The organism is uncultured Dechloromonas sp., from assembly GCF_945957265.1.
Classification (GTDB): Bacteria; Pseudomonadota; Gammaproteobacteria; order Burkholderiales; family Rhodocyclaceae; genus Azonexus.
In genome coordinates, this window is sequence record NZ_CAMFKO010000009.1 from 37,824 (window position 1) to 61,046 (window position 23,223).

Sequence of the window (23,223 nt, forward strand, 5' to 3'; positions counted from 1 at the left end):
CCGCCCGCTAGTCGTCCATCTCCGCCCTGGCCGCCGCGATGTCCAGGCATTCCATGGCGTCGGCGGGCGTGCAGGCGACGGCTTCGGCGTAGAGCTTCTCGGCCTCCCCGAGGCGCGACTTGCCGAACATCATGACCAGCCCGTTGGCGCATTCGGTGCGGGCGATGGCGGATTCGGGATTGAGTTCGAGCGCCCGGCGGAAGTGGGTTTCGCCGGCTTCCTTCTTGGCGCCGTAGGTCAGTCCGCCGACCAGGCTGCCGACCTTGTCGATGATCTCGGCATGCCAGGTGCCGAGGGCAACATGGGCGTCGGCATGCGCCGGCTGCAGCGCCAGGGCCTGGTCCAGGCTGGCCTTGATCCTGCCGCCCAGGCCCTGGGCCAGCGCCGTGGCGATCGAGATGCCCTGGCTGTAGCGGCCCAGCGCATAGGCGTGAAAATACCAGGCGTTGGCATCGTCGGGCTGCGTGCGCTGACGCTGTTCGCAACGGGCCGCCACGTCCTGCAGCAGGGCCAGCTTGCGGGCGGCGTCCGCTTCGAGATAGTTGGCATGGATCATGGCCGCCTTGTCGGCCGCGGCGAGCGCGGCGCCGCCGGCTTGCCGGCCGAGGCTGACGGCGTGTTCGAAATCGCCGGCGTGATAGGCACGCCAGGCGTCCTGTGCCTTGACGTCGGCCGGCCAGGGCTCGCAGTCGCCCCGGTGCAGGCGCGGCCAGTTCTTCCTGAGGGCCGTGCCGGCATAGCGGAAGGCCGTGGCGTCGTGGGGGAAGGGGGGCCAGCGGGTGCTCATGCGATCTCCTCGTTCACGGGGTATCGAGATAGGCGGTCGACAGCTTTTCCAGCAGCCGGCGCGCTTCGCCCTGCAGGTAGGGCGCGGCCAGCGACATGACCTGGTAGATGCCGTGCCCGATGTCCGGTGCCCCGCGCGGATTGCGGGCATGTTCGTAAGACAGCCAGAAGGTCGCCACCAGCGTCATGTTGGTGACCAGGACCGGGATCTGGGCGGGCGTGGCGGCGAGCAGGCCGGAGGCGGCGAGTCCGCGACAGATGGTGGTTCCCGTTTCATGCTTCTGCGCCAGGATGCGCCGGAAATGTGTCTCGACCAGGCGGTTGCGGGTCAGCAGGTCGTTGATGTCGCGGTACAGGAAGCGGTATTTCCAGATCGTCTCGAACAGCAGGTGCAGGAAGAACCAGATGTCTTCCACCTCGTGCGGGCGCTGCTCGGGGGCGCCGAGCAGGGTGCCGATCTCGCGTTCGTAGTCGGCGAACAGCGCGTTGACGATCTCGTCCTTGTTGTTGAAGTGGTAGTACAGGTTGCCGGGGCTGATGTCCATTTCGTCGGCGATCACCGTCGTCGTGACGTTCGGTTCGCCAAAGTCGTTGAACAGGCGCAAGGCGGTTTCGAGAATCCGCTCGCGCGTGCGCCGGCGCGGTTTGCCGTCCATGCGCGCCCTCCCGGTGCGAGTTGATATCCGGTCAGGATACATCAGCCGCTTCCCCGGCGCGCCAGCCAGCCTTGCAGTTCATCGAGGGTGTGCTCGAGCGCCCGGGTCGTGTGCGTGATGGCCACCCGGGATTGGCGGCGGGGGCGTCGCAGCAGGCTGCGCCGGTGATCCTTGAGGACGGCGAGGTCGAGGTTCAGCCCGTGGCGGCGCAGCACCGGCATCAGTTCGTGGCGGCGCCGGTACAGGTCCTGCCGGGTGCGCTGGTAGGCGTGCTCGCACAGGCGGCGCCGGTCGCGATAGCTGAAGACGTTGGTGAAGAACATCTCGCCGTCGTCCTGGGTCGGTTCGAAGAGCAGCACGTCGGCATCGGGGAACTGGTGGCGGTAGCGGTCCATGCCGACGCGCATGCGCGAATGGATGATGGCGCGGAAGGTCTGGGAAAGGACGACCGGCAAGCCGCCGTCGTTGAGATGGCGCGGGTGCTCGGCGCTGCGGCGGGCCGCCAGCTCGGCATCGAAGGGGACGAGCGGATTGATGCAGAAGAGCAGTTCGGTGCCGGCGCGCAGGGCGACCGAGGCGTGCAGGGTCTTGATCAGGGCGCCATCGACGTAGTGCCGGCCGTTGATCTCGACGGGCGGAAACAGCCCGGGCAAGGCGGCGCTGGCCTGCACGGCGGTGGAAATCGGGATGTCGTCGTGTCCGCTGCTGCCAAAGGCGACGGATTCGCCGGAGTCGAGTTCGGTGGCGACGAGGAACAGGCGATGGCGCAGTGCGCGGAAATCGTTGGTCCGGCCGCGCGCGGTAAATAGCCGGCGGAGCAGGAGGTCGATGCCGTGATTGTCGAAGATGCCGGTGGGGATGGCGTGCGACAGTTGCTGGAAGGATTCGAAAAGCCCGTGATGCAGCGGATCGCGCAGCCAGGCTGCCAAGGAGGTGCCGGCCAGTTGCGGCACGCTGAGGAGGCGGTTGAAATACTCGCGGAAGGCCGGGCGCAACAGCAGCCGCGGGTCGAAAATCGTGGCTGCGTCGTCGAGCAGGATATGGGCAAGCTTCTCGGGGGAAATGCCGTTGGCGAGCGCGGCGGCGATGAAGCTGCCGGAACTGACGCCGACGAAACAGTCGGCCTGCGTCATGCTCAGGCCGTCGATGGCCTCTTCCAGCGCGGTACAGGCGCCGACTTCGTAGATGCCGCCAAGCGGACCTCCGCCGGCCAGGGCGATGCCTATGCTCGACAATCGTTTTCCTCCGGGTGGCGGATGCCCGGTCGTGGCCGGGCATCTCGTTTATTCAGGCGGCGGCTGGGCCGCCGCGCGCTTGCCTACTCAGGAAGCAGTTGCCGGACCAGCAACGGCATCAGCAGCGACGGGGGCCGCGGCGCTTTTGGGCTTGGCCGGCTTCTTGGCCGGCGCCGCCTTGGGAGCGGCTGCTTTGCTGGCGACAGGTTTGGCGGCCGGTTTGGCTGCTGCCCGGGGCGCCGGCTTTGCTGCCGGCTTGGCGGCGGCCTTTTCGGCGGCTTCCTGCGCCTCGGTCAGTTTCTGGACAACGGCAGTCAGTTCGGCAACCCGCTTGGACAGCTTGTCGATGTCCTTCTTGGTGGGCACGCCCAGGCTGCCCAGCGCCTTGGCGACGCGGTCCTCGAACACCTGTTCCAGGCGGTCCCAGGTGCCGACGGCCTTGCCGGTGACGACAGCGATCTTCTCGTCCGCGGCCTGGCGGGTTTTCTTCTGGATGGTCTCGCCTTCCTTGACCAGGGCATCGAAAACCTTGTTGCCTTCTTCCTGGGCCTTGGCAAAAGCACCCAAGCCGGCCAGCCAGATCTGGTGCGCGGAATCCTTGACGGTTTGAGCCAGTTGATTCTCGGATAAGGCTTTGAATTTCTTGACCATGATGTGCTCCTCGTGAGGTGGTATCCGGTGACGAAGCACGCTTCGTCCATGCAGCCAGTTTAGGCCAGGCGATTAGAGGAGGCACACTAATTTTCTAGTGGATGTCCTCTAGAATGAGGAGCATGACAAGGTAAAAAAGGGGAGGCGAAAATGCAGTATTTCATCACCGGGGCAAGCGGTTTCATCGGCCGGCGTCTGGTCGCCAGACTGCTCGAGCGTGACGGCAGCACGATCTTTTTCCTGGCCCGCGAAAGCGAGCGCGAGCGGCTGGACGAACTCTACGATTTCTGGGGTTGCGACGATGCCCGGGTGAAGCCGGTGTTCGGCGACCTGACCGAAGACCTGCTCGGCGTGTCGGCGGCCGAGCGCAAGAAACTGGGCAAAAAGACCACGCACTTTTTCCATCTGGCCGCGATCTACGACCTGTCAGCCGATGCCGACAGCCAGTTGCGCGTCAATGTCGACGGCACGCGCAATACCGTCCGCTTCGCCGAAGCCATCGGCGCCAAGCATTTTCACCTGTTCAGCTCGATCGCCTCGGCCGGCCTGTTCGAAGGCCTGTTCCGCGAGGACATGTTCGACGAGGCGGAAGGGCTGGAGCATCCGTATTTCCGGACCAAGCACGATTCGGAGGGCATCGTTCGCCGCGAATGCAGCATCCCGTGGCGCATCTACCGGCCGGCCATCGTCGTCGGCGATTCGCGCAGCGGCGAGATGGACAAGATCGACGGTCCCTATTACTTCTTCAAGCTGATCCAGAAGATGCGCAAGATGCTGCCGGCGTGGATGCCGACCGTCGGCATCGAGGGCGGGCGCATCAACGTCGTGCCGGTGGATTTCGTCGTCAATGCCGTCGACCATATCGCGCACCTCAAGGGCGAGGACGGCAAGTGCTTCCATCTGGTCGACCCGCTGCCGATGCGCGTCGGCGACCTACTCAACACCTTTGCCCGGGCCGCGCATGCGCCGGAAATGACGATGCGCATCAATGCCGCGCTGTTCGGCTTCATTCCGCGCCACATGCGCAAGGCCCTGCTGGCGCTGACGCCGGTGCGCCGCATCCGGCACGCGGTGATGAAGGATCTCGGGCTGCCCGACGACATGTTCCAGTTCGTCAATTACCCGACCCGCTTCGATTGCCGGGAAACGACGCGCGTCCTCAAGGGAACGGGCATCGCGGTGCCGCCGCTGGACAGCTACGCCTGGCGGCTGTGGGATTACTGGGAACGCCATCTCGATCCCGATCTGTTCATCGACCGCAGCCTGCGCGGACAGGTCGGCGGCAAGGTGGTGCTGGTCACCGGGGCATCGTCGGGGATCGGCAAGGCGCTGGCGCGCAAACTGGCGGAAGCCGGGGCCGTCGTCGTCACCATCGCACGCGACAAGGAGCAGCTCGACGAGGTCGTCGCCGAGTTCGCCGCCGCCGGCCTCACCCTGCATGCCTATGTCGCCGACCTGGCCGACATGGCCGAGGCGGAAGCGGCGACGGCCAGGGTGCTGGAAATCCACGGTGCCGTCGAGGTGCTGGTCAACAACGCCGGCCGCTCGATCCGCCGGGCGATCGAGAATTCCTACGACCGCTTCCACGATTTCGAGCGCACCATGCAGCTCAACTACTTCGGCGCGCTGCGCGTCAGCATGAGCGTGCTGCCCAGCATGTCGGCCCGGAAGCGGGGGCACATCATCAACATCTCGTCGATCGGCGTGCTGACCAATGCGCCGCGCTTCTCGGCCTACGTCGCGTCAAAATCGGCGCTCGACGCCTGGACGCGCTGCGCCGCCTCGGAGTTCGCCGACCGCGGTGTCAGTTTCACGACCATCAACATGCCGTTGGTCAAGACCCCGATGATCGCGCCGACCAAGCTCTACGACCACGTGCCGACGCTGACGCCGGAAGAGGCGGCCGACCTGATCTGCGATGCCATCGTGCACAAGCCGGTGCGCGTCGCGACGCGCCTGGGGATCACCGGCCAGGTGCTGCACGCGCTCGTGCCGCGCGTCGCGCAGATCATCATGAACACCACCTTCCGCATGTTCCCTGATTCCGGGGCGGCGCAACACAAGGAGCCCGGGATGCTGCCGTCGATGCCGTCGGCCGACCAGATCGCCTTCCAGCAGTTCATGCGCGGCATCTACTTCTGATGGCCACGCACCTGCAGGTCGGCGATGCCGCACCCAACTTCAGCGGCACCGTCGCCGACGGCAGCACGGTGTCGCTGGCCGCCTACCGCGGGCGCAAGCTGGTGCTGTATTTCTACCCGATGGACGACACGCCGGGCTGCACCCGCCAGGCCTGCAGCCTGCGCGACACGCACGCGGCGATCCGCGCCCGGGGGGCGGAGATTCTCGGCGTGTCGGCCCAGGACGAGGCCTCGCACCGGCGCTTCAGCGCCAGGTACGCCCTCGACTTCCCCCTGCTGGCCGATGCCGGACTGACCGTGGCGAAGGCCTACGGCGTCGCCGGCAGCGGCATCGGCGGCTTGTTGCGGCAGGCGGTCGGGGTCGCCGAGCGGGTGACTTTCGTGATCGACGAGACGGGCAGGATCGCCGCCATCGTCAGCGATCCGGATTGCCCGGACCACGGCGAGGAAGTGCTGGCGCTGCTCTGAGTCAGTACCCGATCGGCAGCGGCGGGCGCGGCAGCGGTTCGGCGCAGAGCCGAAGCAACAGGTCGGCTGTGCGGCCGGAGAGCAGCAGGGCCAGGTGGCCAATGCCCGCCAGCTCGACATCGCGGGCTTCCGGTAGGCGCTGGTTGTCCTGCGGCATGACATAGTTGTCGTGCGGGGTGCGGACTGAAACGAAAGGAATCTTGACCGGCTCGGTCCCCAGGTCGTGCAGCCATTGCGAGCCCGGTTCCATTTCGCGCGCATTCTGGCCGATCGCGATGCGTGCCATCTCGCTGCCTTGGTGCGGCGTGGCCAGCGTTACCAGCCGGTTGACCCGGGCGACGCCGTGGCGGGCCAGGTAGGAGCGCGCGACCAGCCCGCCCATGCTGTGTGCGATCAGGGTCAGCTGTTGCACGCCGGCGGCGGCGATCACGGCCTCGACGCGGGCGTGCAGTTGCGGCACCAGCTTGCCGACGCTGGTGTAAGGCGGCACCAGGCTGACGCTGGCGACGTTGTAGCCGGCCGCTTCGAGGCGGCGGCGAATGAACCACCAGACGCCGCGGCTGCAGCCGTAGCCATGGACCAGGAGCACCGTCGGCCGCCCCGGCAGCAGCCGGTCGGCCGGCATCCACAGCCGCTCGAAGGGGAGGACGACGATGAAATGAACGATGAAGGCGAGGTATTCGCCGAGCAGCATGCCGGCGTAACGCCCGGGCGACAGCTTCGGCGCCGGCGACGGGTAGGCCCAGGCGAACGCCCAGGTGATGGCGACAATGCCCAGGCGCAGGCCGAGCAGGGCGCCCAGGGCCGGGAGCAGCGCCTCGGCAAGCGGCAAGGCAAAGAAGTAGCGGGTGAGGTTGACGTAGGTGGCGAATTCGACCACCAGCCAGAACAACAGGGTGAGAGGGACCATAGCCGTCAGAGAATCGCGGGTTTCGGCCTTCCCGTCAAGCTGGCGGCGAGCAGGGATGCGTTGCGGGCGACCAGTCCGTAGATGGAGAGTTGCGGATTGGCGCCGATGCTGGTCGGGAACACAGAGCCGTCGTGGACCGACAGGTTGTCGATATGGAAATGGCGGCCGTTGTCGTCGGTCAGCCCGCGTTCCGGGCTGTCGGCCATGGCGCAGCCGCCCATGACGTGGGCGCTGACCATGCGGCAGACGAGCGGCGCCAGCGGCAGGGCGGCCAATCCGGCCCTGGCGTCGGCCCAGCTGCTCCAGCCCGGGGCGGTTTCATGAACGGGGGTGACCCAGCGGGCGCCGGCGGCGAACTGGATTTCGGCCATCGTCGCCAGGGCGCGGCGGACGCCATCCCAGATCGGGTCGTTGAGCGGGTAGTCGAGCAGCGGCGAGCCGTCGTCGCGCAGGCGAACCCGGCCGCCCCGGCTTTCCGGGTGGAAGCCGTCGCGCAGCAGGGCGAGGGTGGTCTGGCAGCGCTCGAACTGTTCCATCAGCCGGCGATGGTTTTCTCCCCAGCCCTGCAGGGTCGTCGCGAAGAGGACCGGGTGCAGCGGCGGTACCTCGAGCTTGTAGCCGAGCGGGCCGTCGATGGGCCGGTGGTCCAGGAAATGATCGGAATAGACCGATTGCGGTGCGCCGGCATGGGCGCGTACCGGCGCGTCGAACAGCGCCGAGGAGATGACGGTCGGATGCAGGAAGGTGCGCGTCCCGGTCAGGCCGGCCGGGTCGGGCGCCTTGCTGCGCAGGAGCAGGGCCGGCGAATTGATCGCCCCGCCGGCGAGGACCACGTGCCGGGCGCGCAGCCTGAGGCGCGCCGCGCCGGGGTGCAGGCCGTCGGCGGCAAGCGCCTGGGCCTCCACGTATTCGACGCGCCGGCCGGCGAAGACCAGGCGTTCGGCACGCAGCCGCGAGTAGAGTGTCGCGCCCTTGCTCAGGGCGGCGGGCAGCGTGGTCAGCAGCATCGATTGCTTGGCATTGGTCGGGCAGCCCATGCCGCAGTAGCCGAGATCCCAGCAGCGCTTGACGTTGCGCCGTATCGGGTGGGTCGGGATGCCCAGCTTGGCCGCGCCGGTGGCCAGCAGGCCGTTGTTGGCGTTGGGCGCCAGCGGCCAGGTGGCGATGTGCAGGCGCATTTCCATGGCCTGGAACCACGGGGCCAGGGCCTCGACCGTCAGGCTGCGCAAGCCGTGGGCGCTTTGCCACCAGGCCAGGGTGGCGGGCGGGGTGCGGAAGCTGCTGGTCCAGTTCACCGTGGTCGAGCCGCCGACGCAGCGGCCCTGCAGGATGTTGATCGCCTTGTCGGCGGTCTTGCGCGCCGCCGATTCCTGGTAGAGCGCCGGGTAGGCCTCGCTTTCGCGCAGGTGGAAATCGCCGGTGGTGCGCAGCGGGCCTTCTTCGACGATGACCACGCTCAAGCCGGCGTTGGCCAGGATTTCGGCCGTCACGCCGCCGCCGGCGCCGCTGCCGACGATGACGACATCGGCTTCGACATCCTGCGTGCCGCCCAGCGTCGAGGCATCGATGTGGCGCCAGCCGGCAGCCAGGCCTTCACGGAAGGGATCGTTCATCATCTCACCTTGGGCGGGCCGGGGTAGCCGATGGCCGGCCAGTTTTCGGGGGCGGCATACCAGGCGCCGAAAATCAGGTCGTGGAGCGCGGCGTAGCCCGATTTGAGCAGGTCGAAGCGACTGTGCCGCCAGCTGTCGAGGAAGGCGCCGATCTCGCCGGGCGTGGCCTGCGGCCAGTCCGTCCACAGCCCGGCGGCGAGCGCGCGGGTCGGGGCGAAGGCGAGCAGGTCGAACAGCTCGCCGATCTCCTTCTGCGCGGGCAGGGCGAGCCCGGCAATCGCCGTTTCGACGGCGGCGACGGTACGGGCGATGCTGGCAACCTGGTTCTCCTGGCCGAGGGCGCCGGCCAGCATGACCGGAACGATGGCGGCGATCACGGTGCCGCGGCGGCCGTCGGCTGACGGCCGGGTGCAGCCGGCGACGCCGAGCAGGAGCCCGCCGGCCAGGCCGGTCTGCAGGAACTGGCGGCGGCTGGTCATCGCAGCAGGACCTTCAGGAGGCGATCGAAGCGCGCCCCGTAGGGCGGGTCGAACAGGCGCATCGCGTTGAGGCGCGACTGGTGAAACACCGGTTTCAGTTTCGAGAAGGCATCGAAGCCGGCCCGGCCGTGATAGTGGCCCATGCCGCTCGGCCCGACGCCACCGAAGGGCAGTTCGTCCTGGGCGATGTGCAGGATGGTGTCGTTGATCGTGATGCCGCCGGCCATCGTTGTGTCGAGTACGCGCCGGATGCGGGCCCGGTCGCGGTCGAAGAGGTAGAGCGCGAGCGGCCGGTCGTGGCGGTTGATGTAGGCGAGCGCTTCGTCCAGCCTGCGGTAGGTCAGCACCGGCAGCAAGGGGCCGAAAATCTCTTCCTGCATCACCCGCATGTCGTCCCGCGGGTCGAGGATCAGCGTCGGCGGCAGGCGGCGCCTTTCCGCGTCGCCGCCGGCGCTGAGCGGGACGATCTCGGCCCCCCGGGCGCGGGCGTCGTCGAGCAGGGCGTTCAGCCGTTTCCAATGGCGCTCGTTGACGATGGCCGAGTAGTCGGGATTGGCCGCCAGGTCGGGATAGCGGGTGCCGACCAGGTGGCGGGCGGCATCGATGAAGGCCGGCAAGGCAGCGGCGGGCAGCAGCACGTAGTCCGGCGCGATGCAGGTCTGGCCGGCATTCAGGCACTTGCCGGCGAGGATGCGGGCGGCGGCGGCAGCGACCGGGTAATCGGGAGCCACCAGCGCCGGCGACTTGCCGCCGAGTTCGAGCGTCACCGGCGTCAGGTTGGCCGCCGCAGCCTGCATGACCTGGCGGCCGACCGCCGTCGAACCGGTAAACAGCAGGTGGTCGAAAGGCAAGGCCGCAAATGCGGCGGCCAGCGCCTGATCGCCGCCGACGACGGCGAGTTCGTCGGCGCTGAAATAGCGGCTGACCAGGTCGGCCACGGTGGCCGCGGTCGCCGGCGTGAATTCGGACATTTTGAGCAGGGCCCGGTTACCGGCCGCGAAGGCGGCGGTCAGCGGCCCGGCTGCCAGGTAGATCGGATAGTTCCACGGGCTGATGATGCCGACGCAACCGAGCGGCTGCGGCCGCAACTCGGCCCGCCCGGGCTGGAACCAGAGCGCTACCGGTCGCCGGCGCGGCGCCATCCAGCGCTGCAGATGCCGGCGGGCATGGCGGATTCCCTCGAGTGTCGGGAAAAACTCCAGCAGACGGGTCTCATGCCGCGAACGGTGGCCGAAGTCGGCGGCCACGGCATCGGCGAGCCGGTCGCGATGATCCTGCAGCAGCGCTTCGAGCGCATCGAGGCGGCGCCGGCGCTCGGCCAGGGGAGGCATCATGTCCCGCCGGCTTGCCGCATGCGTGCGGTCGAAAGCCGCCTGCAGGCCTTCCGGCGTGGCGATCGGGCTGGGGTGGTCGGGCATCGGATTTCACCTGCGGGAAAAGATCGTGACGGATGCAAGGGGCAGGAGGGCTGCCGGTTTCAGTGTAGCCGGCGGGCCCCGGCGCGGTTAGGCAATTGCTTCTAAACCCGGGCGGGCCGCAGGCGGATAATGGCGCCATGAGCCACCACGATCACGATGCCGCCGATCGTGCGGCCTGTGCCGCCGAATTGGCGCGATTCCTCAACGAAGCCCGCAGCCTGCGGCGCGCAGCCGCCGCCGATCCGCTCCTCGCCGCGCGCCGGGATCGCCTGCGCGCCTTCCAGTCGGCGCGCCTGGCGCGCACCCATGCCGATCTGCTTGCCGATGCCGATTCGCGGCAGGCCGCCGCTTTTTTCCTCAGCGATCTGTACGGCCCCAAGGATCTCAGCGAGCGCGACGCCGAGGTCGAGCGCATCCTGCCGCTGATGAGCTCGATGTTGCCGCTGTCGGGGTTGCGCACGCTGTTGCTGGCGGTCGAGGTCGATGCGCTGTCCGAGCGTCTCGACGCGGCCATGGTTGGCGCCCTGGGACGCAGGCTCGACGGCGAAGTGGACGAGGCCAGCTACGCGGCGGCGTATCGCCAGGTCGGCGAGCGCCCGGCGCGCCTGGCGCAGATTCGCCTGATCGGCGAAACCGGCGCCGCACTGGAGGCCCTGGCCCGGAAGCCCCTGCTGCGCGGCCTGTTGAAGATGATGCACGGCCCGGCGCAGATGGCCGGGTTGGGCGAACTGCACGCCTTTCTCTGCCGCGGTTTCGAGGCGTTTCGCAGCCTGCGCGATGCCGAGGCCTTCGTCGAGGCCGTGGTCAGCCGCGAAGGGGCGCTGGCGCTGGCCTTGTTCGACGGCGCCGCAACGCTGGGCGCCGGCTGAGCGCCGCGTTGCGGTTCAGGCCTCGGCCTTGGGCAGCCAGAGGCAGGCGCCTTTCGATTCCTTGTCAATGGCGGCGAGGACGCGGTCGTGTTCGGCCAGTTCCTCCTCGCTGGCGCGGCGCACGAGCAGCGGCTTGCGCTCGCGAACCTGGCCGTCGGCGCCGATGTTCGGACGCGGCGCGGCATCGGGCTCGATCATCAGCGTGTTCTGTCCCCGAGTCATGGCCAGGAAGACGTCGGCCAGCAGTTCCGTGTCGAGCAGCGCGCCGTGCAGGGTACGCGTCGAGTTGTCGATCTCGTAGCGTTCGCACAGGGCGTCCAGGCTGTTGCGCTTGCCCGGATGCAGTTCCTTGGCCATCCTCAGCGTATCGGTCACGCCATCGCAGATGGTCTCGACCGGAACGCGGTCGAGGCGGCGCAATTCGGCATTGAGGAAGCCGATGTCGAAGGGCGCGTTGTGGATGACCAGTTCGGCGCCGCTGATGAATTCGAGGAACTCGTCGACGATGTCGGCGAACTTCGGCTTGTCGGCCAGGAACTCCAGCGTGATGCCGTGCACCGCCTGGGCGCCGGCGTCGATCTCGCGCTCCGGGTTGACGTACTTGTGCAGGTGGCGGCCGGTCAGCCGCCGGTTTTCCATCTCGATGCAGGCGACTTCGATGATGCGGTGACCCGAGCGCGGGTCGAGGCCGGTGGTTTCGGTATCGAGAACGATCTGGCGCATGGTGTTTCCTTATTTCTTCAAGTCGTCGATGCCGCGATTGGCCAGGGCATCGGCACGCTCGTTTTCCGGGTGGCCGGAATGGCCCTTGACCCAGATCCATTCCAGTTTGTGCTGGCGGACGAGGGCGTCGAGGGTCTGCCACAGGTCGGCATTCTTGACCGGCTTCTTGTCCGAGGTCTTCCAGCCGTTGCGTTTCCAACCGTGTATCCACTCGCTGATGCCTTTCAGCACGTATTGCGAGTCGGTATAGACCTTGCCGACGACCGGTCGTTTCAGCGCTTCCAGCCCGCGAATCACGGCAGTCAGCTCCATCCGGTTGTTGGTGGTTTCCTTCTCGCCGCCCCACAACTCCTTTTCATGCGGTCCGGAGCGCAGGATGGCGCCCCAGCCGCCGGGGCCGGGATTGCCCTTGCAGGCGCCGTCGGTAAAAATTTCTATGCTGTCTTCAGTGGCCATGTGTTTCTTTTTGCGTAATGGGGCGCAACGCCTTGGCGCGCACCGGTTTTTTCTTCCAGTTCGGAGTGATCAGCCGCATGCCGTGCATGCGCTTGATCGCGTGCAGCACGTAAACGCCGCCCGAAACGTTCCACCAGCGGTCGCCGGGCTGGTCGACCGTCGGCCATTGCTGGAGCCAGCGCAGCCGCTCGAGCGGGGGAATGAAACAGCCCAGCTTGCCCTGGGCGACCTCGAACCCCAGCAGTTTCAGCCAGTCCTTCAGGCGGTTCATCGACAGGTAGCTGCCATTCCACGGATATTCGCCACTGCGGTCGAAGCGACGCTTCAGGCCCCACAGCGACAGCGGATTGAAGCCGATGACGACGACCTGCCCCTCGGGGATCAGGACGCGTTCGACCTCGCGCAGGATCTGGTGCGGTTCGTCGCTGAACTCCAGGACATGCGGCAGGACGAGCAGGTCGGTGCTGTTCGAGGCGATCGGCAAGGCGTGGAAATCGCACAGGAAATCGCCGCCGGGCATGTCGCCGCCCTTCTGGCGAAGGGGAATGCGGTTGGCGCGCAGGTAATCCACCTGTTGCAGGCCGATCTGCAGCGCATGGTAGCCGAAGATGTCGGTCAGCATGCGGTCGACCTGCGCCTGTTCCCAGTCGAGCACGGAGCGGCCGGCGGCCGACGCGAGCCAGCGGTCGAGCCCGGGAATTGACATCCGGGGCGAGTCGCTCGATAGTTCCGGCATGTTTGACGTGTCGTTCATTCCCGCATTCAAGGACAATTACATCTGGCTGCTCACCCAGGGCAAGCGCGCGGTCGTCGTCGACCCCGGCGACGCGGCTCCCGTGCTCGCCAGGCTGGATGCCGACGGTCTGCGTCTCGAAGGCATCCTGATCACGCATCACCACGCCGATCACCAGGGGGGCGTTGCCGAACTGTCAGCGCGCGGGCCGCTCTGGGTCCATGCGCCGGGCAACGAGTCTATCACAGGCTGCACCCACCCCCTGTACGGTGGCGAAAGCATCGAGATTCTCGGCCAGCCCGTCAGCGTGCTGGCGGTGCCCGGGCATACCCTCGGGCATCTGGCCTACCGGGCCGGGGGAGCCCTGTTTTGCGGCGACACCCTGTTCGGTGCCGGCTGCGGGCGGCTGTTCGAAGGGACGCCAGCGCAGATGTCGGACTCCCTCGAGCGCATCGCCGCCTTGCCGGACGCGACACGGGTCTACTGCGCGCATGAATACACCGAGATGAACCTGCGTTTCGCGCTGGCCGTCGAGCCGGACAACGCCGCCGTGCAGGCGCGGGTGGCGCAGGTGGCATCGCTGCGCGCCGCCGGCCTGCCCAGCGTTCCCTCCACCCTGGGCGAGGAGAAGGCGACCAATCCCTTCCTGCGCTGCGGCGAGCCCGCCGTGATCGAGGCCGCATTGCGGCATGGCGCAACCGCCCGCGACCGGGTTTCGGTCTTTGCGGCAATACGCGGCTGGCGAAACGGTTTCTAGGGTTTTCTCTGCAGGATGCGGCTGCTGGCCCTGGCCAGCGTATCGAGTACCCGGGCCGCGTTGAACGGCTTGATGATGAAGCCGCTGGCCCCGTTTTGTATCGACTCCTGCACCGTTTCCGGATCGGAGCTGCTGGTCACCATGATGACCTCGACGTTCGGCTGTGTTGCCTTGATCTCGACAAGCGCCTCGATGCCGTTCTTTTCCGGCATCATCACGTCCATGCAGACGACGTCGGGCTTCAGGCGGCCGACGATGTCGACGGCGGCCGAGCCGTTGCGCGCCTCGCCGACGACGTCGTATTCCTCGCCGCGCAACATCCCGCGCAGGATGGCGCGCATCATGTCGTTGTCGTCGGCAATGACGATGGAGATCCGGCGTTTGTCCATGTGGTTCAGGCGGCGTCGGCGCGGCAGATGCGGTCCCGCCCGTCCTGCTTCGCTCGATAAAGGGCCTTGCTGGCAGCCTGGACCAGGTCGTCCGGCGGATTGTCGAAACCCGGTGCGGCGGAGGCGATGCCGATACTCAGGCTGACCTGGCCGAACGGCGAGGAGACATGGGGAATCGTCAACTCCTGGACGCCGCCGCGGATTTTCTCGGCGACCATCAGCGCGCCGCCGATGGTCGTCTCGGCCAGGATGACCGCAAATTCTTCGCCGCCGTAGCGGGCGACGGTATCCGAGGGGCGCTCCGAGTAGCGGCTGATGGTCGCCGCCAGCGTGCGCAGGCAAGCGTCGCCGGCCGTCCGGCCGTAGGTGTCGTTGTACAGCTTCAGGTAGTCGACGTCGCACATCAGCAGGGCGACCGGATTGGAGTGGCGACGGGCGCGCCGCCATTCGACCGACAGGGCTTCGTCGAAATGGCGCCGGTTGGCGATGCCGGTCAGGCTGTCGCTGGACGAGATGCGGGTCAGTTCCTGGTTGGCGGCATCGAGCTTGCGCGTCAGCGAAAGGAGCGATGTGCGCATCAGGACCAGGCGCTGCATGGCGCGAATCTTGGCGCCCAGGGCAATCTCGCTGATCGGGCTGAGCAGGTAGTCGTCGCCGCCGGCGGCGATGCCCTTCTCGATCTCGTCGTCCTGCCCGGTCGAAGACAGGAAGATGATCGGCGTCCATTCGCCCGGTTTCTCGGTGGCCCGTATCTGCCGCGTCAGCGCCAGGCCGTCGATGCGGGGCGAGGCAATGTCGAGCAGGATGAGATCGGGCGCTTCGCCGGCGAACAGCCCGAGCGCGGCTTCGCCGCTGGCGGCGCCGACGGCGAGCGCGCCGCAACGTTCGACATACTGCCTGAGCAGGGAAGGGGTGGATCGGCTGTCTTCGACAATGAGTATTTTCATGGAGAGGCCGCGAACGCTATCGTCTCAGTCTAACGGCAATACTGGCTGAAGAAAACCAGTGCGCCCATTGCAATGCTCACCGCGACCATGCACCAGACGACGCCCCACACCAGGGACTGCCGGGTTTGATGGTGGGCGGCGCGTTGCCTGTATTGCAGGTAGCGCTGCACTTCGCCCAGGGTCAGGATGGTCGAGAAGGCAAAGAAGATCATGCCGAAGAACATGGCGATGATGGTGCCGTTGGTCATTTCGCGGCAGGAAGCGCCGGTACGGTGCATGAAGACGAGGATGGCGTCGGTCTTGAAGGCAAAGGTCGCCACCAGGTAGGCAAGCCCGGCAAACAAGCCGATCAATCCGATTCCCAGCCAGGTCTGCCAGCGCTGCAGCTGGCTTAGTACGGCACCGATTTCGTCAATCAACCACTTCATACATTTGTGCTTATGCGGGTGTGGGTTACTGGTATGCTAGATTCAGGAATCCAGAGCAATAGAGGCAGAATATCATGGGGCAGCAGGGGGCGAATAATTCAGTAGCAATGTCACGACTTTCTGATGCGCTCAAATCCCGGCGCAGCCTGAATATCGGAAAGTGGCTGCTGATATTTCTGCTTGTTTTCGGCGCTTTCGGTTATTTTGCCGCGCCGCCGCTGGTAAAAAGCATTTTGCTCAAGCAGCTCGCGCAGCAGCTGCACCGCGAAGTCAGCATCGAACAGATCGCCATCAACCCTTACGCGCTGTCGGCCCGGGTGAACGGGCTGTCGATCAAGGCCGAGGGCGGCAGGGAAGTGGCCGGTTTCGACGAGCTTTTCGTCAACCTGTCGTCGGCGTCGCTGTTCAAGCTGGCCGCCGTCGTCGACGAAATCCGTCTCCAGGGCTTGCGCGTTGCCGTGACCCGGGTGGCCGACGGCCGCTACGACATTTCGGACCTGCTTGACGAGTGGATGAAGCCCAAGGACGAGCCGGACACCGGCACGCCGCGTTTTTCGCTGAACAACATCCAGCTGATCAACGGCAAGATCGTGTTCGACGACCAGCCGAAGGGCAAGGTGCATACGATCGGCGACATCAACCTGGCGCTGCCCTTCGTGTCCAGCCTGCCGTACCAGGCCGAGGTGCTGCTCAGCCCGTCGTTCTCGGCCAATATCAACGGCGCGCCGCTGGCCTTGACTGGTGAGACCAAGCCGTTTTCGACGACCCACGAAAGCCACCTGAATCTCGACCTGGATCGCTTCGACCTGGCCGTCCTGCAGCCCTACCTGCCCGAGTCGCTGCCCTTCAGGCTGGCCGCGGGAACGCTCGACACGGAAATGAAAGCCATGTTCAAGGAGGTTTCCGACCAGGTCTATTCCGTGTCCATCGTCGGCGCCGCGCATGTGTCGGGCCTCGATCTGACCGAGGCCAACGGGGCCCCGCTGCTCGCCTGGAAGCGGCTCGATATCGAACTCGACAACATCGATCCGATCAATCGCCTGGCGGCGGTCAGGCGCGTCGGGCTCGACGGCCCGGTGGTCAGCCTGGCGGTGAGCAAGCAGGGCGAGTTCAACGTTTTCCGGGTGCTGGAAAAAATGGCCGCCAAGGCGCCGGAAAAAGCGGAACAGCCGGCAGAACCGGGCAAGCCCTTCGCCTGGACGCTGGGCGAGTTCGCGCTGAGCAACGGCCTGCTGCGCTGGCAGGATGAGTCGAACGCGGTGCCGGTGGCCGGCGAGGTGCGGAATCTCCACGTGGCGGTCGGCAAGGTGGACAGCAAGCTGGTCGATCCGATAGAGATTTCCGAGGTGGGCTACCAGGTCGATCTCGGCGATCGTTTCCGCGTCGAGAACATGTCGGTGAAAGGCATCCGGATCGATTTGCCCGGGCGGCGCATCGACATCGCCGAGGTGCTCAATGCCGGCGCGCGGGCCCGCATGGTGCGCAACAAGGCGGGCAAGATCGAATGGGTCAGTTCGCCGATCCTGAAAACGATCCGCGAGAGCGATGCCAAAGCCAGGGATGAGAAACCCTGGATCGGCAAGGTAGGCAAACTGGCCGTCGAGGATCTCGGCTTCCGCTTCGAGGACCAGGCGACCCAGCCGAACGCCGTGCAGGAAATCGATGGTTTCAGCCTCCATGGCGAAGGCTTGACCAACGAGCCCAACCAGAAGGGGCGGATCGCGCTGAAGACCCGGGTCAACAAGAAGGGCAGCCTGAACGTCGATGGCAGCCTGCAGGTCTTTCCGCTCGACGTCGCGGTCAAGGTCGAGACCCTGGCGGTGCCGCTGACCCCGCTCGAGCCTTATCTCAGCCAGTTCCTCAACGTTTCGGTCAATCGCGGGCAGATATCGAACAAGGGCGAGGCCACGGCCAAGCTCGATACGGTCGGGCTGAAAGCCGGCTACAAGGGCAATTTCACGCTGGGCGACTTCGTGGCGGTGGACAAGGCGAACAGCGCCGACTTCCTGAAGTGGAAGTCGCTGTATTTCGGCGGTATCGATTTCAGGCTGGAGCCGATGGCCGTCAATATCGGCGAAATCGCGCTCAGCGATTTCTACTCGCGCCTGATCCTCAACAAGGAAGGCAAGCTGAACGTTGCCGACATCGTCAGGAAGCCGGAAGGCGAAGCCGCGGCCAAGCCGGCCGAGCCGCCCGTCGCGGCCAAGGGCGAGGCGAAACCGGCCGCCGCGCCGGCCAAGCCCGCCGTCCCGATCAAGATCGCCAAGATCACCTTGCAGAACGGCACGGTCAATTTCTCGGATCTTTTCGTCAAGCCGAACTACACGGTCAATCTCGCCAAGCTGGGCGGGCGGATCAGCGGCCTGTCGTCGGCCGCCGACACGGTCGCCGACATGGAGTTGCGCGGCCGCTATGCCAATTCGGCCCCGGTCCAGATCCTGGCCAAGCTGAATCCGCTGGCCGCCAAGTCCTATCTCGACCTGAAGGCCGATATCACCGGTGTCGACCTGACCGGCTTTTCTCCCTACGCGGGCAAGTACGCCGGCTACGCCATCGAGAAGGGCAAGCTGTCGCTGAACGTTGCCTACAAGCTGGAAAACAACCAGCTGGCCGCCGAGAACCGCCTGTTCATCGACCAGTTCACCTTCGGCGACAAGGTGGAAAGCCCGGATGCGACGAAGCTGCCGGTGAATCTGGCCATCTCCCTGCTCAAGAACAACCGCGGCGAGATCGACCTGAACCTGCCCATCGCGGGCTCGCTCGACGATCCGCAGTTCTCCATCGGCGGCCTGGTCGTCAAGGTCATCGTCAACCTCTTCGTCAAGGCGGTGACTTCGCCGTTCGCCTTGCTCGGTTCGATGTTCGGCGGCGGCGAAGAGTTGTCGACCATCGAATTCGCCGCCGGACGGGCGGGCTTCGATGCCGCGGCCACGAAGAAGCTGGAAAGCCTGTCCAAGGCGCTGGTCGAACGCAATTCGCTGAAGCTGGACATCACCGGCCGCGCCGACCCGGAAGCCGACAAGGAAGGCGTCAAGCGGGTTGCCATCGAGCGGGCCATGAAGGCCGAGAAACTGAAGGACCTGAAAAAGGCCGGCGAAGGCAAATCGCTCGAGGAAATCGACATTGCCGCCGAGGAATACAAGACCTACCTGACGCGGGCCTACAAGGAAGCCAAGTTCCCGAAGCCGCGTAACGTCGTCGGCATGCAGAAGGACCTTCCGGTCGAGGAAATGGAGAAGCTGATGCTGACCAACCTGCCGGCAAGCGACGACGACATCAAGACCCTGGCCGGCCGTCGCGCCGAAGCCGTGCAGTCCTGGCTGGTCGAGCAGGGCAAGGTGCCGCCCGAGCGGGTCTTCCTGCTGCCGCCCAAGGTCGAGCATGACGACAAGGGCAAGGGTAGTCGTGCCGATTTTTCCTTGAGGTGAGTTGTTGATGAGTGAAGCGATGGGGCTGGCCGTACTGGTCGGCGTGGTGGTGGTCATCCTGCTGCAGGTGGCCGTGTTGCTGCGCGGGGGGCGCAGGCAGGACGACGAGGCGCGTTTCCGCGCCCAGCAGGAGGCCCAGGAAAAGGGGCTGATGCGCCTGGAGCGGGAGTTGCGGGAGGAACTGGCGCGCGGCCGCCGGGAGGATGCCGAGGAGGCTTTCCGCGACCGCGAGGAGCGCGCCCAGTCGTCGAACCTGCTCAGCCAGGCCGTGACCACCCAGGTCGGCCAGTTCGGCGCCCTGCAGGCGGAACGCCTGGAAGCCTTCGCCCGCGAGCTGAACCGTTTCTCGCTGGGGCTCGACGAACGTTTCGAGCGCCTGAAGCTGACGGTCGAGGGCCGACTGACGGCGATGCAGGCCGACAATGCCAACAAGCTGGAGGAAATGCGCCGGACCGTCGATGAAAAGCTGCACGCCACGCTGGAGCAGCGCCTCGGCGAATCGTTCAAGCTGGTCAGCGACCGGCTCGAGCAGGTGCATCGCGGCCTGGGCGAAATGCAGACCCTGGCGGCCGGCGTCGGCGACCTCAAGCGGGTGCTGACCAACGTCAAGACGCGCGGCATGTGGGGCGAAGTGCAGTTGTCGGCCCTGCTCGAGCAGGTGCTGACCGGCGAGCAGTTCGCCGCCAACGTGGCGACCCGGCCGGGCAGCGGCGAGCGCGTGGACTTCGCGATTCGCCTGCCCGGCAAGGACGACGGCGCGGTCGTCTGGCTGCCCATCGACGCCAAGTTCCCGATCGAGGATTACCAGCGCCTGGTTGACGCGCAGGACCCGGCGGCCATCGAGGAGGCCGGCAAGGCCATCGAGCTGCGCCTGCGCAACGAGGCGAAAAGCATCCGCGAAAAATACGTGTCGCCGCCGCATACCACCGATTTCGCCATTCTCTACCTGCCCATCGAGGGCCTGTACGCCGAGGCGCTGCGCCGCCCCGGGCTGGCCGAGGCGCTGCAGCGCGACCAGCGCGTCAGCCTGGCCGGTCCGACGACCCTGGCGGCGATGCTCAACAGCCTGCAGATGGGTTTCCGGACGCTGGCCATCGAGCAGCGCTCGGCCGAGGTGTGGGCCGTACTGGGAGCGGTCAAGACCGAATTCGGCAAGTTCGGCGAAGCGCTGGCGCATACGAAAAAGAAGCTCGACGAAGCGAGCAACAGCATCGCCAAGGCGGAAACCCGGACCCGGCAGCTGTCGCGCAAGCTGAAGGAAGTCGAGGCGCTGCCGGTGGCGGATACGGAACAACTGATCGGCGTGGCGGATTTCGATGGCGAAGACGAGTGAGCTTGACGCGGCCTACAAGGCAACGACCTACCGGGTGTTCCTGCCCGGCGGCATGTGCGACCTGCGCGTCGGCGAGGCCTGCGAGGCATTGCGCTGCTGGCTGGAAACCGCCGGTTGTACGCAGTTCGCGGTGATCACCGCCTACAACCCGGGTTCCGTGACGACCGACGAGGCGATCAACGCCGAACGGCAGGCGGCGCTCGAGTGCGATCTGCTCGAGGGGAACTACGAGCCCTATGCCGCGCAGAACCTGCCGGATGCTGCCGGTGCGCCGCAGGAGGAAAGCTGCTTCGTTCCCGATCTGGCCGTGGAAGATGCCTGTGCATTGGCCGGGGATTACGGGCAGAATGCGGTTATCAGCGGAGGCCTCGACGGTGTGCCGCATCTGGTCTGGATTGAAGAAATCGAAGAATGAGCCGAAAGATCGGGCGTTTCGAAGTCAGGGGCGAGTTGGGACGCGGTGCGCAGAGCGTCGTCTATCTGGGGTTCGATCCCCAGCTGCAACGCGAGATCGCCATCAAGACCCTGCATTTCGCGCGTCCCGACCCGGTTCATAACCAGACCCTGCTGGCCGAGGCGCGGGCGGTCGGGCGCATGCGCCATCCCGGCATCGTGCCGATTTTCGAGGCCGGCGAGGAGGGGGGCGACCTCTACCTCGTGTTTGAATACGTGCCGGGCAAGAACCTCGCCGAGTTTCTGGCGCAGAGCGGCGCCTTGCCGCCGGTCAAGGCGGTCAGCATCCTCCGCCCCATCCTCGACGCGGTGTCCCATGCCCATGCGCAGGGGATCATCCACCGCGACCTGAAACCGTCGAACATCCTGCTCGACGACGACGGGACGCCCCGGGTCATGGATTTCGGCATCGCCGCGCGTGTCGATGCGGCGGGGGACGCGGCGGGGCAGATCACCGGGACGCCGGCCTACATGGCGCCCGAGTACATCCTGAATCGCGAAATCAGCGCGCGTTCCGACGTTTTCTCGGCGGGCGCGATTTTCTTCGAAATGCTGGTCGGCCGGCGCGCTTTCGCCGGCGACAGCCTGCAGGCGGTGCTCAAGCAGATTACCGGCGTCGATCTGACGCTGCCGGAGGGAACGGGCGTCGACGATCGCCTGCGCCCCATCCTGTTGAAGGCGGTGGCGCGCGACCCGGCGCTGCGCTTCCAGACGGCCGCCCAGTTCGCCGAGGCGCTCGACAACTATCTCGACCCGGAAGACGAGGAGCCGGCGACCGGCAACCGGCAGTCGACCATCGACTTCCTGCTCCGTCGGATGCGCCACAAGAGCGATTTCCCGGCGCTTTCCGAGTCGGTCACCGCGATCAACCGGATCGCCAACAGCGAAACGGAGAGCATCGACAAGCTGTCGAACACCATCCTCAAGGATTTCGCGCTGACCAACAAGCTGCTGCGCCTGGTCAATTCGGCCTACTTCAGGCCGGCCGGCGGCGGCAGCATCAGCACGGTGTCGCGGGCGGTGGTCGTGCTCGGCTTCGAGGCCGTCCGCAACATCGCGATCACCGTGCTGCTGTTCGAACACCTCCAGAACAAGGGCAACGCCAACCAGTTGAAGGAGGACTTCCTGCGCGCCAACCTGGCCGGCGTGCTGGCCAAGGACATCGGTGCCGCAGCGCAGATGCGCGATCTCGAGCAGTCCTTCATCTGCTCGCTGTTCCACAGTCTCGGCCGCCTGCTGTCGCAATACTATTTCCCCGAGGAGTCCGACGAGATTCGCCGGATCATCGCGCAAAAGACGTGCGCCGAGGAGGTCGCGGCCCGCCAGGTCCTCGGCATCTCGTTCGAGGAGCTGGGCGTCGCCATCGCGCGCCAGTGGGGCTTCCCGCCGCTGATCGTCAGCACCATGCGCCGCCTGCCGAGCGGCCCGGTGCGCAACCCGACGCAGCAGGAGGATCGCCTGCGCGTCCTGTCCGGGTTCGCCAACGAATTGTGCGACGTCATCGCCCAGGCCACGCCCGAGGCGCGCGACCGGGAGCTGAAGCGGACCATGGCGCGCTTTGCCGAGGCCATCGCCCTCGACCAGACGGAAATACTGCGCACGGTGCAGCGCGCCGTCGAGGAGGTCGCCGATTTTGCCCGTGTCGTTCATCTCAACCTGCAGCAGACGACCTTCGGCAAGCAGATGCGTCTTTTCGCCAAGGGGGCGGCGGCCGATTCGGCCGGCGGAGCGGGGGGGCACGACACCGACTACGCGGACAGCACCGTGTTGCTGGAAACCGACCCGCTGGCCGGCGGCGGGGGCGGCAAGGGCGAGCCGCAGGTCGATGCCCAGGCCGTCCTGACGGCGGGAATCCAGGATATCAGCAACACCCTGATCGACGGTTTCCAGCTCAACGACATCCTGCGCATCATTCTCGAAACGATGTACCGGGCGATGGGTTTTCGCCGCGTCGTGCTGTGCATACGCGACGCCAAGGCCGGCGTCATGCAGGGGCGTTTCGGATTCGGTCCGGATGCCAACGAGGTGGCCCGCGCCTTCCGCTTTCCGCTGAGCTTCACGCCGGACATCTTTCACGCCGCGACGTCGAAGGGGGTCGATATCCTGATCAGCGACATCGACGATCCGAAGATCGCCAGCCGGATTCCCGACTGGTATCGCAAGGCGGTGCCCGCGCATTCCTTCGTGCTGTTCCCGCTGAACATCAAGAGCAACCCGGTGGCGCTGATCTATGCCGACCGCGACGAGCCGGGCGGCATCGCGATTCCGGAAAAGGAGCTGCAGTTGCTGCGCACCTTGCGCAATCAGGCGATCCTGGCCATCAAGCAGGGCAGTTAGGGCCAGCCTCGGC

At 66.4% G+C, this 23,223-nt stretch carries 22 protein-coding genes; 8 read left to right on the forward strand and 14 right to left on the reverse strand.

Translation table 11 applies throughout. The features are described from left to right. Positions 1-7: 7 nt before the first annotated feature. The 4 genes from Q0P59_RS06820 to Q0P59_RS06835 all read right to left on the reverse strand — a co-directional run bounded on the left by Q0P59_RS06820 (position 8) and on the right by Q0P59_RS06835 (position 3,328). Positions 8-787: a hypothetical protein gene (locus Q0P59_RS06820; protein ID WP_295004920.1), complete on the reverse strand. Its 780-nt coding sequence runs from the start codon at positions 785-787 to the stop codon at positions 8-10. Between the two features lie 13 nt (positions 788-800). Continuing rightward, the gene (locus tag Q0P59_RS06825) at positions 801-1,442 is read right to left on the reverse strand and encodes a TetR/AcrR family transcriptional regulator (protein WP_295004922.1); all 642 of its coding nucleotides are present in this window, start codon (positions 1,440-1,442) and stop codon (positions 801-803) included. A 41-nt stretch (positions 1,443-1,483) separates the two neighbouring features. Beyond that, positions 1,484-2,677, reverse strand: a complete 1,194-nt coding sequence (locus tag Q0P59_RS06830; RefSeq protein WP_295004924.1) for a patatin-like phospholipase family protein — start codon at positions 2,675-2,677, stop codon at positions 1,484-1,486. A gap of 87 nt (positions 2,678-2,764) precedes the next feature. After that, positions 2,765-3,328 (reverse strand): phasin family protein, encoded by a 564-nt coding sequence (locus tag Q0P59_RS06835; RefSeq protein ID WP_295004927.1) that lies wholly within the window; start codon positions 3,326-3,328, stop codon positions 2,765-2,767. Between the two features lie 150 nt (positions 3,329-3,478). Between Q0P59_RS06835 and Q0P59_RS06840 the strand changes: the two genes are divergently transcribed. Then, complete coding sequence (locus tag Q0P59_RS06840; RefSeq protein WP_295004929.1) at positions 3,479-5,470, forward strand: SDR family oxidoreductase; 1,992 nt, start codon at positions 3,479-3,481, stop codon at positions 5,468-5,470. After that, on the forward strand, positions 5,470-5,937 hold the full coding sequence (locus Q0P59_RS06845) for a peroxiredoxin (protein ID WP_295004931.1): 468 nt from the start codon (positions 5,470-5,472) through the stop codon (positions 5,935-5,937). The genes Q0P59_RS06840 and Q0P59_RS06845 overlap by 1 nt, the downstream gene beginning before the upstream one ends. Position 5,938: 1 nt before the next feature. Here the strand turns inward: Q0P59_RS06845 and Q0P59_RS06850 are convergent, their stop codons facing one another. Genes Q0P59_RS06850 through Q0P59_RS06865 form a run of 4 tightly spaced genes read right to left on the reverse strand, consistent with a single transcriptional unit; the run spans position 5,939 to position 10,357 of the window. Further along, positions 5,939-6,847 carry an alpha/beta fold hydrolase gene (locus tag Q0P59_RS06850; protein ID WP_295004933.1) on the reverse strand — a complete coding sequence of 303 codons (909 nt, stop codon included), beginning with the start codon at positions 6,845-6,847 and terminating at the stop codon, positions 5,939-5,941. A gap of 5 nt (positions 6,848-6,852) precedes the next feature. After that, positions 6,853-8,460 carry a GMC family oxidoreductase gene (locus Q0P59_RS06855; RefSeq protein WP_295004935.1) on the reverse strand — a complete coding sequence of 536 codons (1,608 nt, stop codon included), beginning with the start codon at positions 8,458-8,460 and terminating at the stop codon, positions 6,853-6,855. Then, complete coding sequence (locus tag Q0P59_RS06860; protein WP_295004936.1) at positions 8,460-8,939, reverse strand: twin-arginine translocation signal domain-containing protein; 480 nt, start codon at positions 8,937-8,939, stop codon at positions 8,460-8,462. The genes Q0P59_RS06855 and Q0P59_RS06860 overlap by 1 nt, the downstream gene beginning before the upstream one ends. After that, positions 8,936-10,357, reverse strand: a complete 1,422-nt coding sequence (locus tag Q0P59_RS06865) for a coniferyl aldehyde dehydrogenase (protein ID WP_295004938.1) — start codon at positions 10,355-10,357, stop codon at positions 8,936-8,938. The genes Q0P59_RS06860 and Q0P59_RS06865 overlap by 4 nt, the downstream gene beginning before the upstream one ends. Before the next feature lie 137 nt (positions 10,358-10,494). Between Q0P59_RS06865 and Q0P59_RS06870 the strand changes: the two genes are divergently transcribed. After that, entirely contained in the window at positions 10,495-11,226 is a 732-nt protein-coding gene (locus Q0P59_RS06870) for a hypothetical protein (protein WP_295004940.1), read from the forward strand. Between the two features lie 15 nt (positions 11,227-11,241). Here the strand turns inward: Q0P59_RS06870 and dnaQ are convergent, their stop codons facing one another. Genes dnaQ through Q0P59_RS06885 form a run of 3 tightly spaced genes read right to left on the reverse strand, consistent with a single transcriptional unit; the run spans position 11,242 to position 13,159 of the window. After that, the gene (dnaQ, locus tag Q0P59_RS06875; RefSeq protein WP_295004942.1) at positions 11,242-11,949 is read right to left on the reverse strand and encodes a DNA polymerase III subunit epsilon; all 708 of its coding nucleotides are present in this window, start codon (positions 11,947-11,949) and stop codon (positions 11,242-11,244) included. 9 nt (positions 11,950-11,958) lie between these two features. After that, a complete protein-coding gene (gene rnhA / locus Q0P59_RS06880) occupies positions 11,959-12,405 on the reverse strand; it encodes a ribonuclease HI (RefSeq protein WP_295004944.1) in 447 nt (148 codons plus the stop codon). Beyond that, the gene (locus Q0P59_RS06885; RefSeq protein ID WP_366090395.1) at positions 12,395-13,159 is read right to left on the reverse strand and encodes a class I SAM-dependent methyltransferase; all 765 of its coding nucleotides are present in this window, start codon (positions 13,157-13,159) and stop codon (positions 12,395-12,397) included. The genes rnhA and Q0P59_RS06885 overlap by 11 nt, the downstream gene beginning before the upstream one ends. Between Q0P59_RS06885 and gloB the strand changes: the two genes are divergently transcribed. After that, the gene (gene gloB, locus Q0P59_RS06890; RefSeq protein WP_295004946.1) at positions 13,140-13,895 is read left to right on the forward strand and encodes a hydroxyacylglutathione hydrolase; all 756 of its coding nucleotides are present in this window, start codon (positions 13,140-13,142) and stop codon (positions 13,893-13,895) included. The genes Q0P59_RS06885 and gloB overlap by 20 nt on opposite strands. Here the strand turns inward: gloB and Q0P59_RS06895 are convergent. From Q0P59_RS06895 to Q0P59_RS06905, 3 genes are read right to left on the reverse strand one after another with little or no spacing between them, the layout of a single operon-like run. Further along, positions 13,892-14,284, reverse strand: coding sequence for a response regulator (locus Q0P59_RS06895; RefSeq protein ID WP_295004948.1), 393 nt, complete (start codon positions 14,282-14,284; stop codon positions 13,892-13,894). The genes gloB and Q0P59_RS06895 overlap by 4 nt on opposite strands. A gap of 5 nt (positions 14,285-14,289) precedes the next feature. Beyond that, the gene (locus tag Q0P59_RS06900) at positions 14,290-15,231 is read right to left on the reverse strand and encodes a diguanylate cyclase (RefSeq protein WP_295004950.1); all 942 of its coding nucleotides are present in this window, start codon (positions 15,229-15,231) and stop codon (positions 14,290-14,292) included. A 29-nt stretch (positions 15,232-15,260) separates the two neighbouring features. Continuing rightward, positions 15,261-15,659 carry a hypothetical protein gene (locus Q0P59_RS06905; RefSeq protein WP_295004952.1) on the reverse strand — a complete coding sequence of 133 codons (399 nt, stop codon included), beginning with the start codon at positions 15,657-15,659 and terminating at the stop codon, positions 15,261-15,263. 107 nt (positions 15,660-15,766) lie between these two features. On the opposite strand from Q0P59_RS06905, the gene Q0P59_RS06910 reads away from it, so the two are divergent. The 4 genes from Q0P59_RS06910 to Q0P59_RS06925 are packed head-to-tail and all read left to right on the forward strand — an operon-like array spanning position 15,767 to position 23,210. After that, positions 15,767-19,087, forward strand: coding sequence for a DUF748 domain-containing protein (locus tag Q0P59_RS06910; RefSeq protein ID WP_295004954.1), 3,321 nt, complete (start codon positions 15,767-15,769; stop codon positions 19,085-19,087). A 7-nt stretch (positions 19,088-19,094) separates the two neighbouring features. Then, on the forward strand, positions 19,095-20,420 hold the full coding sequence (gene rmuC / locus Q0P59_RS06915) for a DNA recombination protein RmuC (RefSeq protein WP_295004956.1): 1,326 nt from the start codon (positions 19,095-19,097) through the stop codon (positions 20,418-20,420). Then, complete coding sequence (locus Q0P59_RS06920; protein ID WP_295004958.1) at positions 20,404-20,835, forward strand: DUF3293 domain-containing protein; 432 nt, start codon at positions 20,404-20,406, stop codon at positions 20,833-20,835. Before rmuC ends, Q0P59_RS06920 begins: the two co-directional genes overlap by 17 nt. Beyond that, positions 20,832-23,210: a serine/threonine protein kinase gene (locus Q0P59_RS06925; protein ID WP_295004960.1), complete on the forward strand. Its 2,379-nt coding sequence runs from the start codon at positions 20,832-20,834 to the stop codon at positions 23,208-23,210. Before Q0P59_RS06920 ends, Q0P59_RS06925 begins: the two co-directional genes overlap by 4 nt. The last annotated feature ends 13 nt before the right edge of the window (positions 23,211-23,223 follow it).

Coding starts and splice junctions, on each gene's coding strand:
- Q0P59_RS06820 (WP_295004920.1), bottom strand. CDS start 787: ATGAGCACCCGCTGGCCCCCCTTCCCCCACGACGCCACGGCCTTCCGC.
- Q0P59_RS06825 (WP_295004922.1), bottom strand. CDS start 1,442: ATGGACGGCAAACCGCGCCGGCGCACGCGCGAGCGGATTCTCGAAACC.
- Q0P59_RS06835 (WP_295004927.1), bottom strand. CDS start 3,328: ATGGTCAAGAAATTCAAAGCCTTATCCGAGAATCAACTGGCTCAAACC.
- Q0P59_RS06840 (WP_295004929.1), top strand. CDS start 3,479: ATGCAGTATTTCATCACCGGGGCAAGCGGTTTCATCGGCCGGCGTCTG.
- Q0P59_RS06845 (WP_295004931.1), top strand. CDS start 5,470: ATGGCCACGCACCTGCAGGTCGGCGATGCCGCACCCAACTTCAGCGGC.
- Q0P59_RS06850 (WP_295004933.1), bottom strand. CDS start 6,847: ATGGTCCCTCTCACCCTGTTGTTCTGGCTGGTGGTCGAATTCGCCACC.
- Q0P59_RS06855 (WP_295004935.1), bottom strand. CDS start 8,460: ATGAACGATCCCTTCCGTGAAGGCCTGGCTGCCGGCTGGCGCCACATC.
- Q0P59_RS06860 (WP_295004936.1), bottom strand. CDS start 8,939: ATGACCAGCCGCCGCCAGTTCCTGCAGACCGGCCTGGCCGGCGGGCTC.
- Q0P59_RS06865 (WP_295004938.1), bottom strand. CDS start 10,357: ATGCCCGACCACCCCAGCCCGATCGCCACGCCGGAAGGCCTGCAGGCG.
- Q0P59_RS06870 (WP_295004940.1), top strand. CDS start 10,495: ATGAGCCACCACGATCACGATGCCGCCGATCGTGCGGCCTGTGCCGCC.
- dnaQ (WP_295004942.1), bottom strand. CDS start 11,949: ATGCGCCAGATCGTTCTCGATACCGAAACCACCGGCCTCGACCCGCGC.
- rnhA (WP_295004944.1), bottom strand. CDS start 12,405: ATGGCCACTGAAGACAGCATAGAAATTTTTACCGACGGCGCCTGCAAG.
- gloB (WP_295004946.1), top strand. CDS start 13,140: ATGTTTGACGTGTCGTTCATTCCCGCATTCAAGGACAATTACATCTGG.
- Q0P59_RS06885 (WP_366090395.1), bottom strand. CDS start 13,159: ATGAACGACACGTCAAACATGCCGGAACTATCGAGCGACTCGCCCCGG.
- Q0P59_RS06895 (WP_295004948.1), bottom strand. CDS start 14,284: ATGGACAAACGCCGGATCTCCATCGTCATTGCCGACGACAACGACATG.
- Q0P59_RS06900 (WP_295004950.1), bottom strand. CDS start 15,231: ATGAAAATACTCATTGTCGAAGACAGCCGATCCACCCCTTCCCTGCTC.
- Q0P59_RS06905 (WP_295004952.1), bottom strand. CDS start 15,659: ATGAAGTGGTTGATTGACGAAATCGGTGCCGTACTAAGCCAGCTGCAG.
- Q0P59_RS06910 (WP_295004954.1), top strand. CDS start 15,767: ATGTCACGACTTTCTGATGCGCTCAAATCCCGGCGCAGCCTGAATATC.
- rmuC (WP_295004956.1), top strand. CDS start 19,095: ATGAGTGAAGCGATGGGGCTGGCCGTACTGGTCGGCGTGGTGGTGGTC.
- Q0P59_RS06920 (WP_295004958.1), top strand. CDS start 20,404: ATGGCGAAGACGAGTGAGCTTGACGCGGCCTACAAGGCAACGACCTAC.
- Q0P59_RS06925 (WP_295004960.1), top strand. CDS start 20,832: ATGAGCCGAAAGATCGGGCGTTTCGAAGTCAGGGGCGAGTTGGGACGC.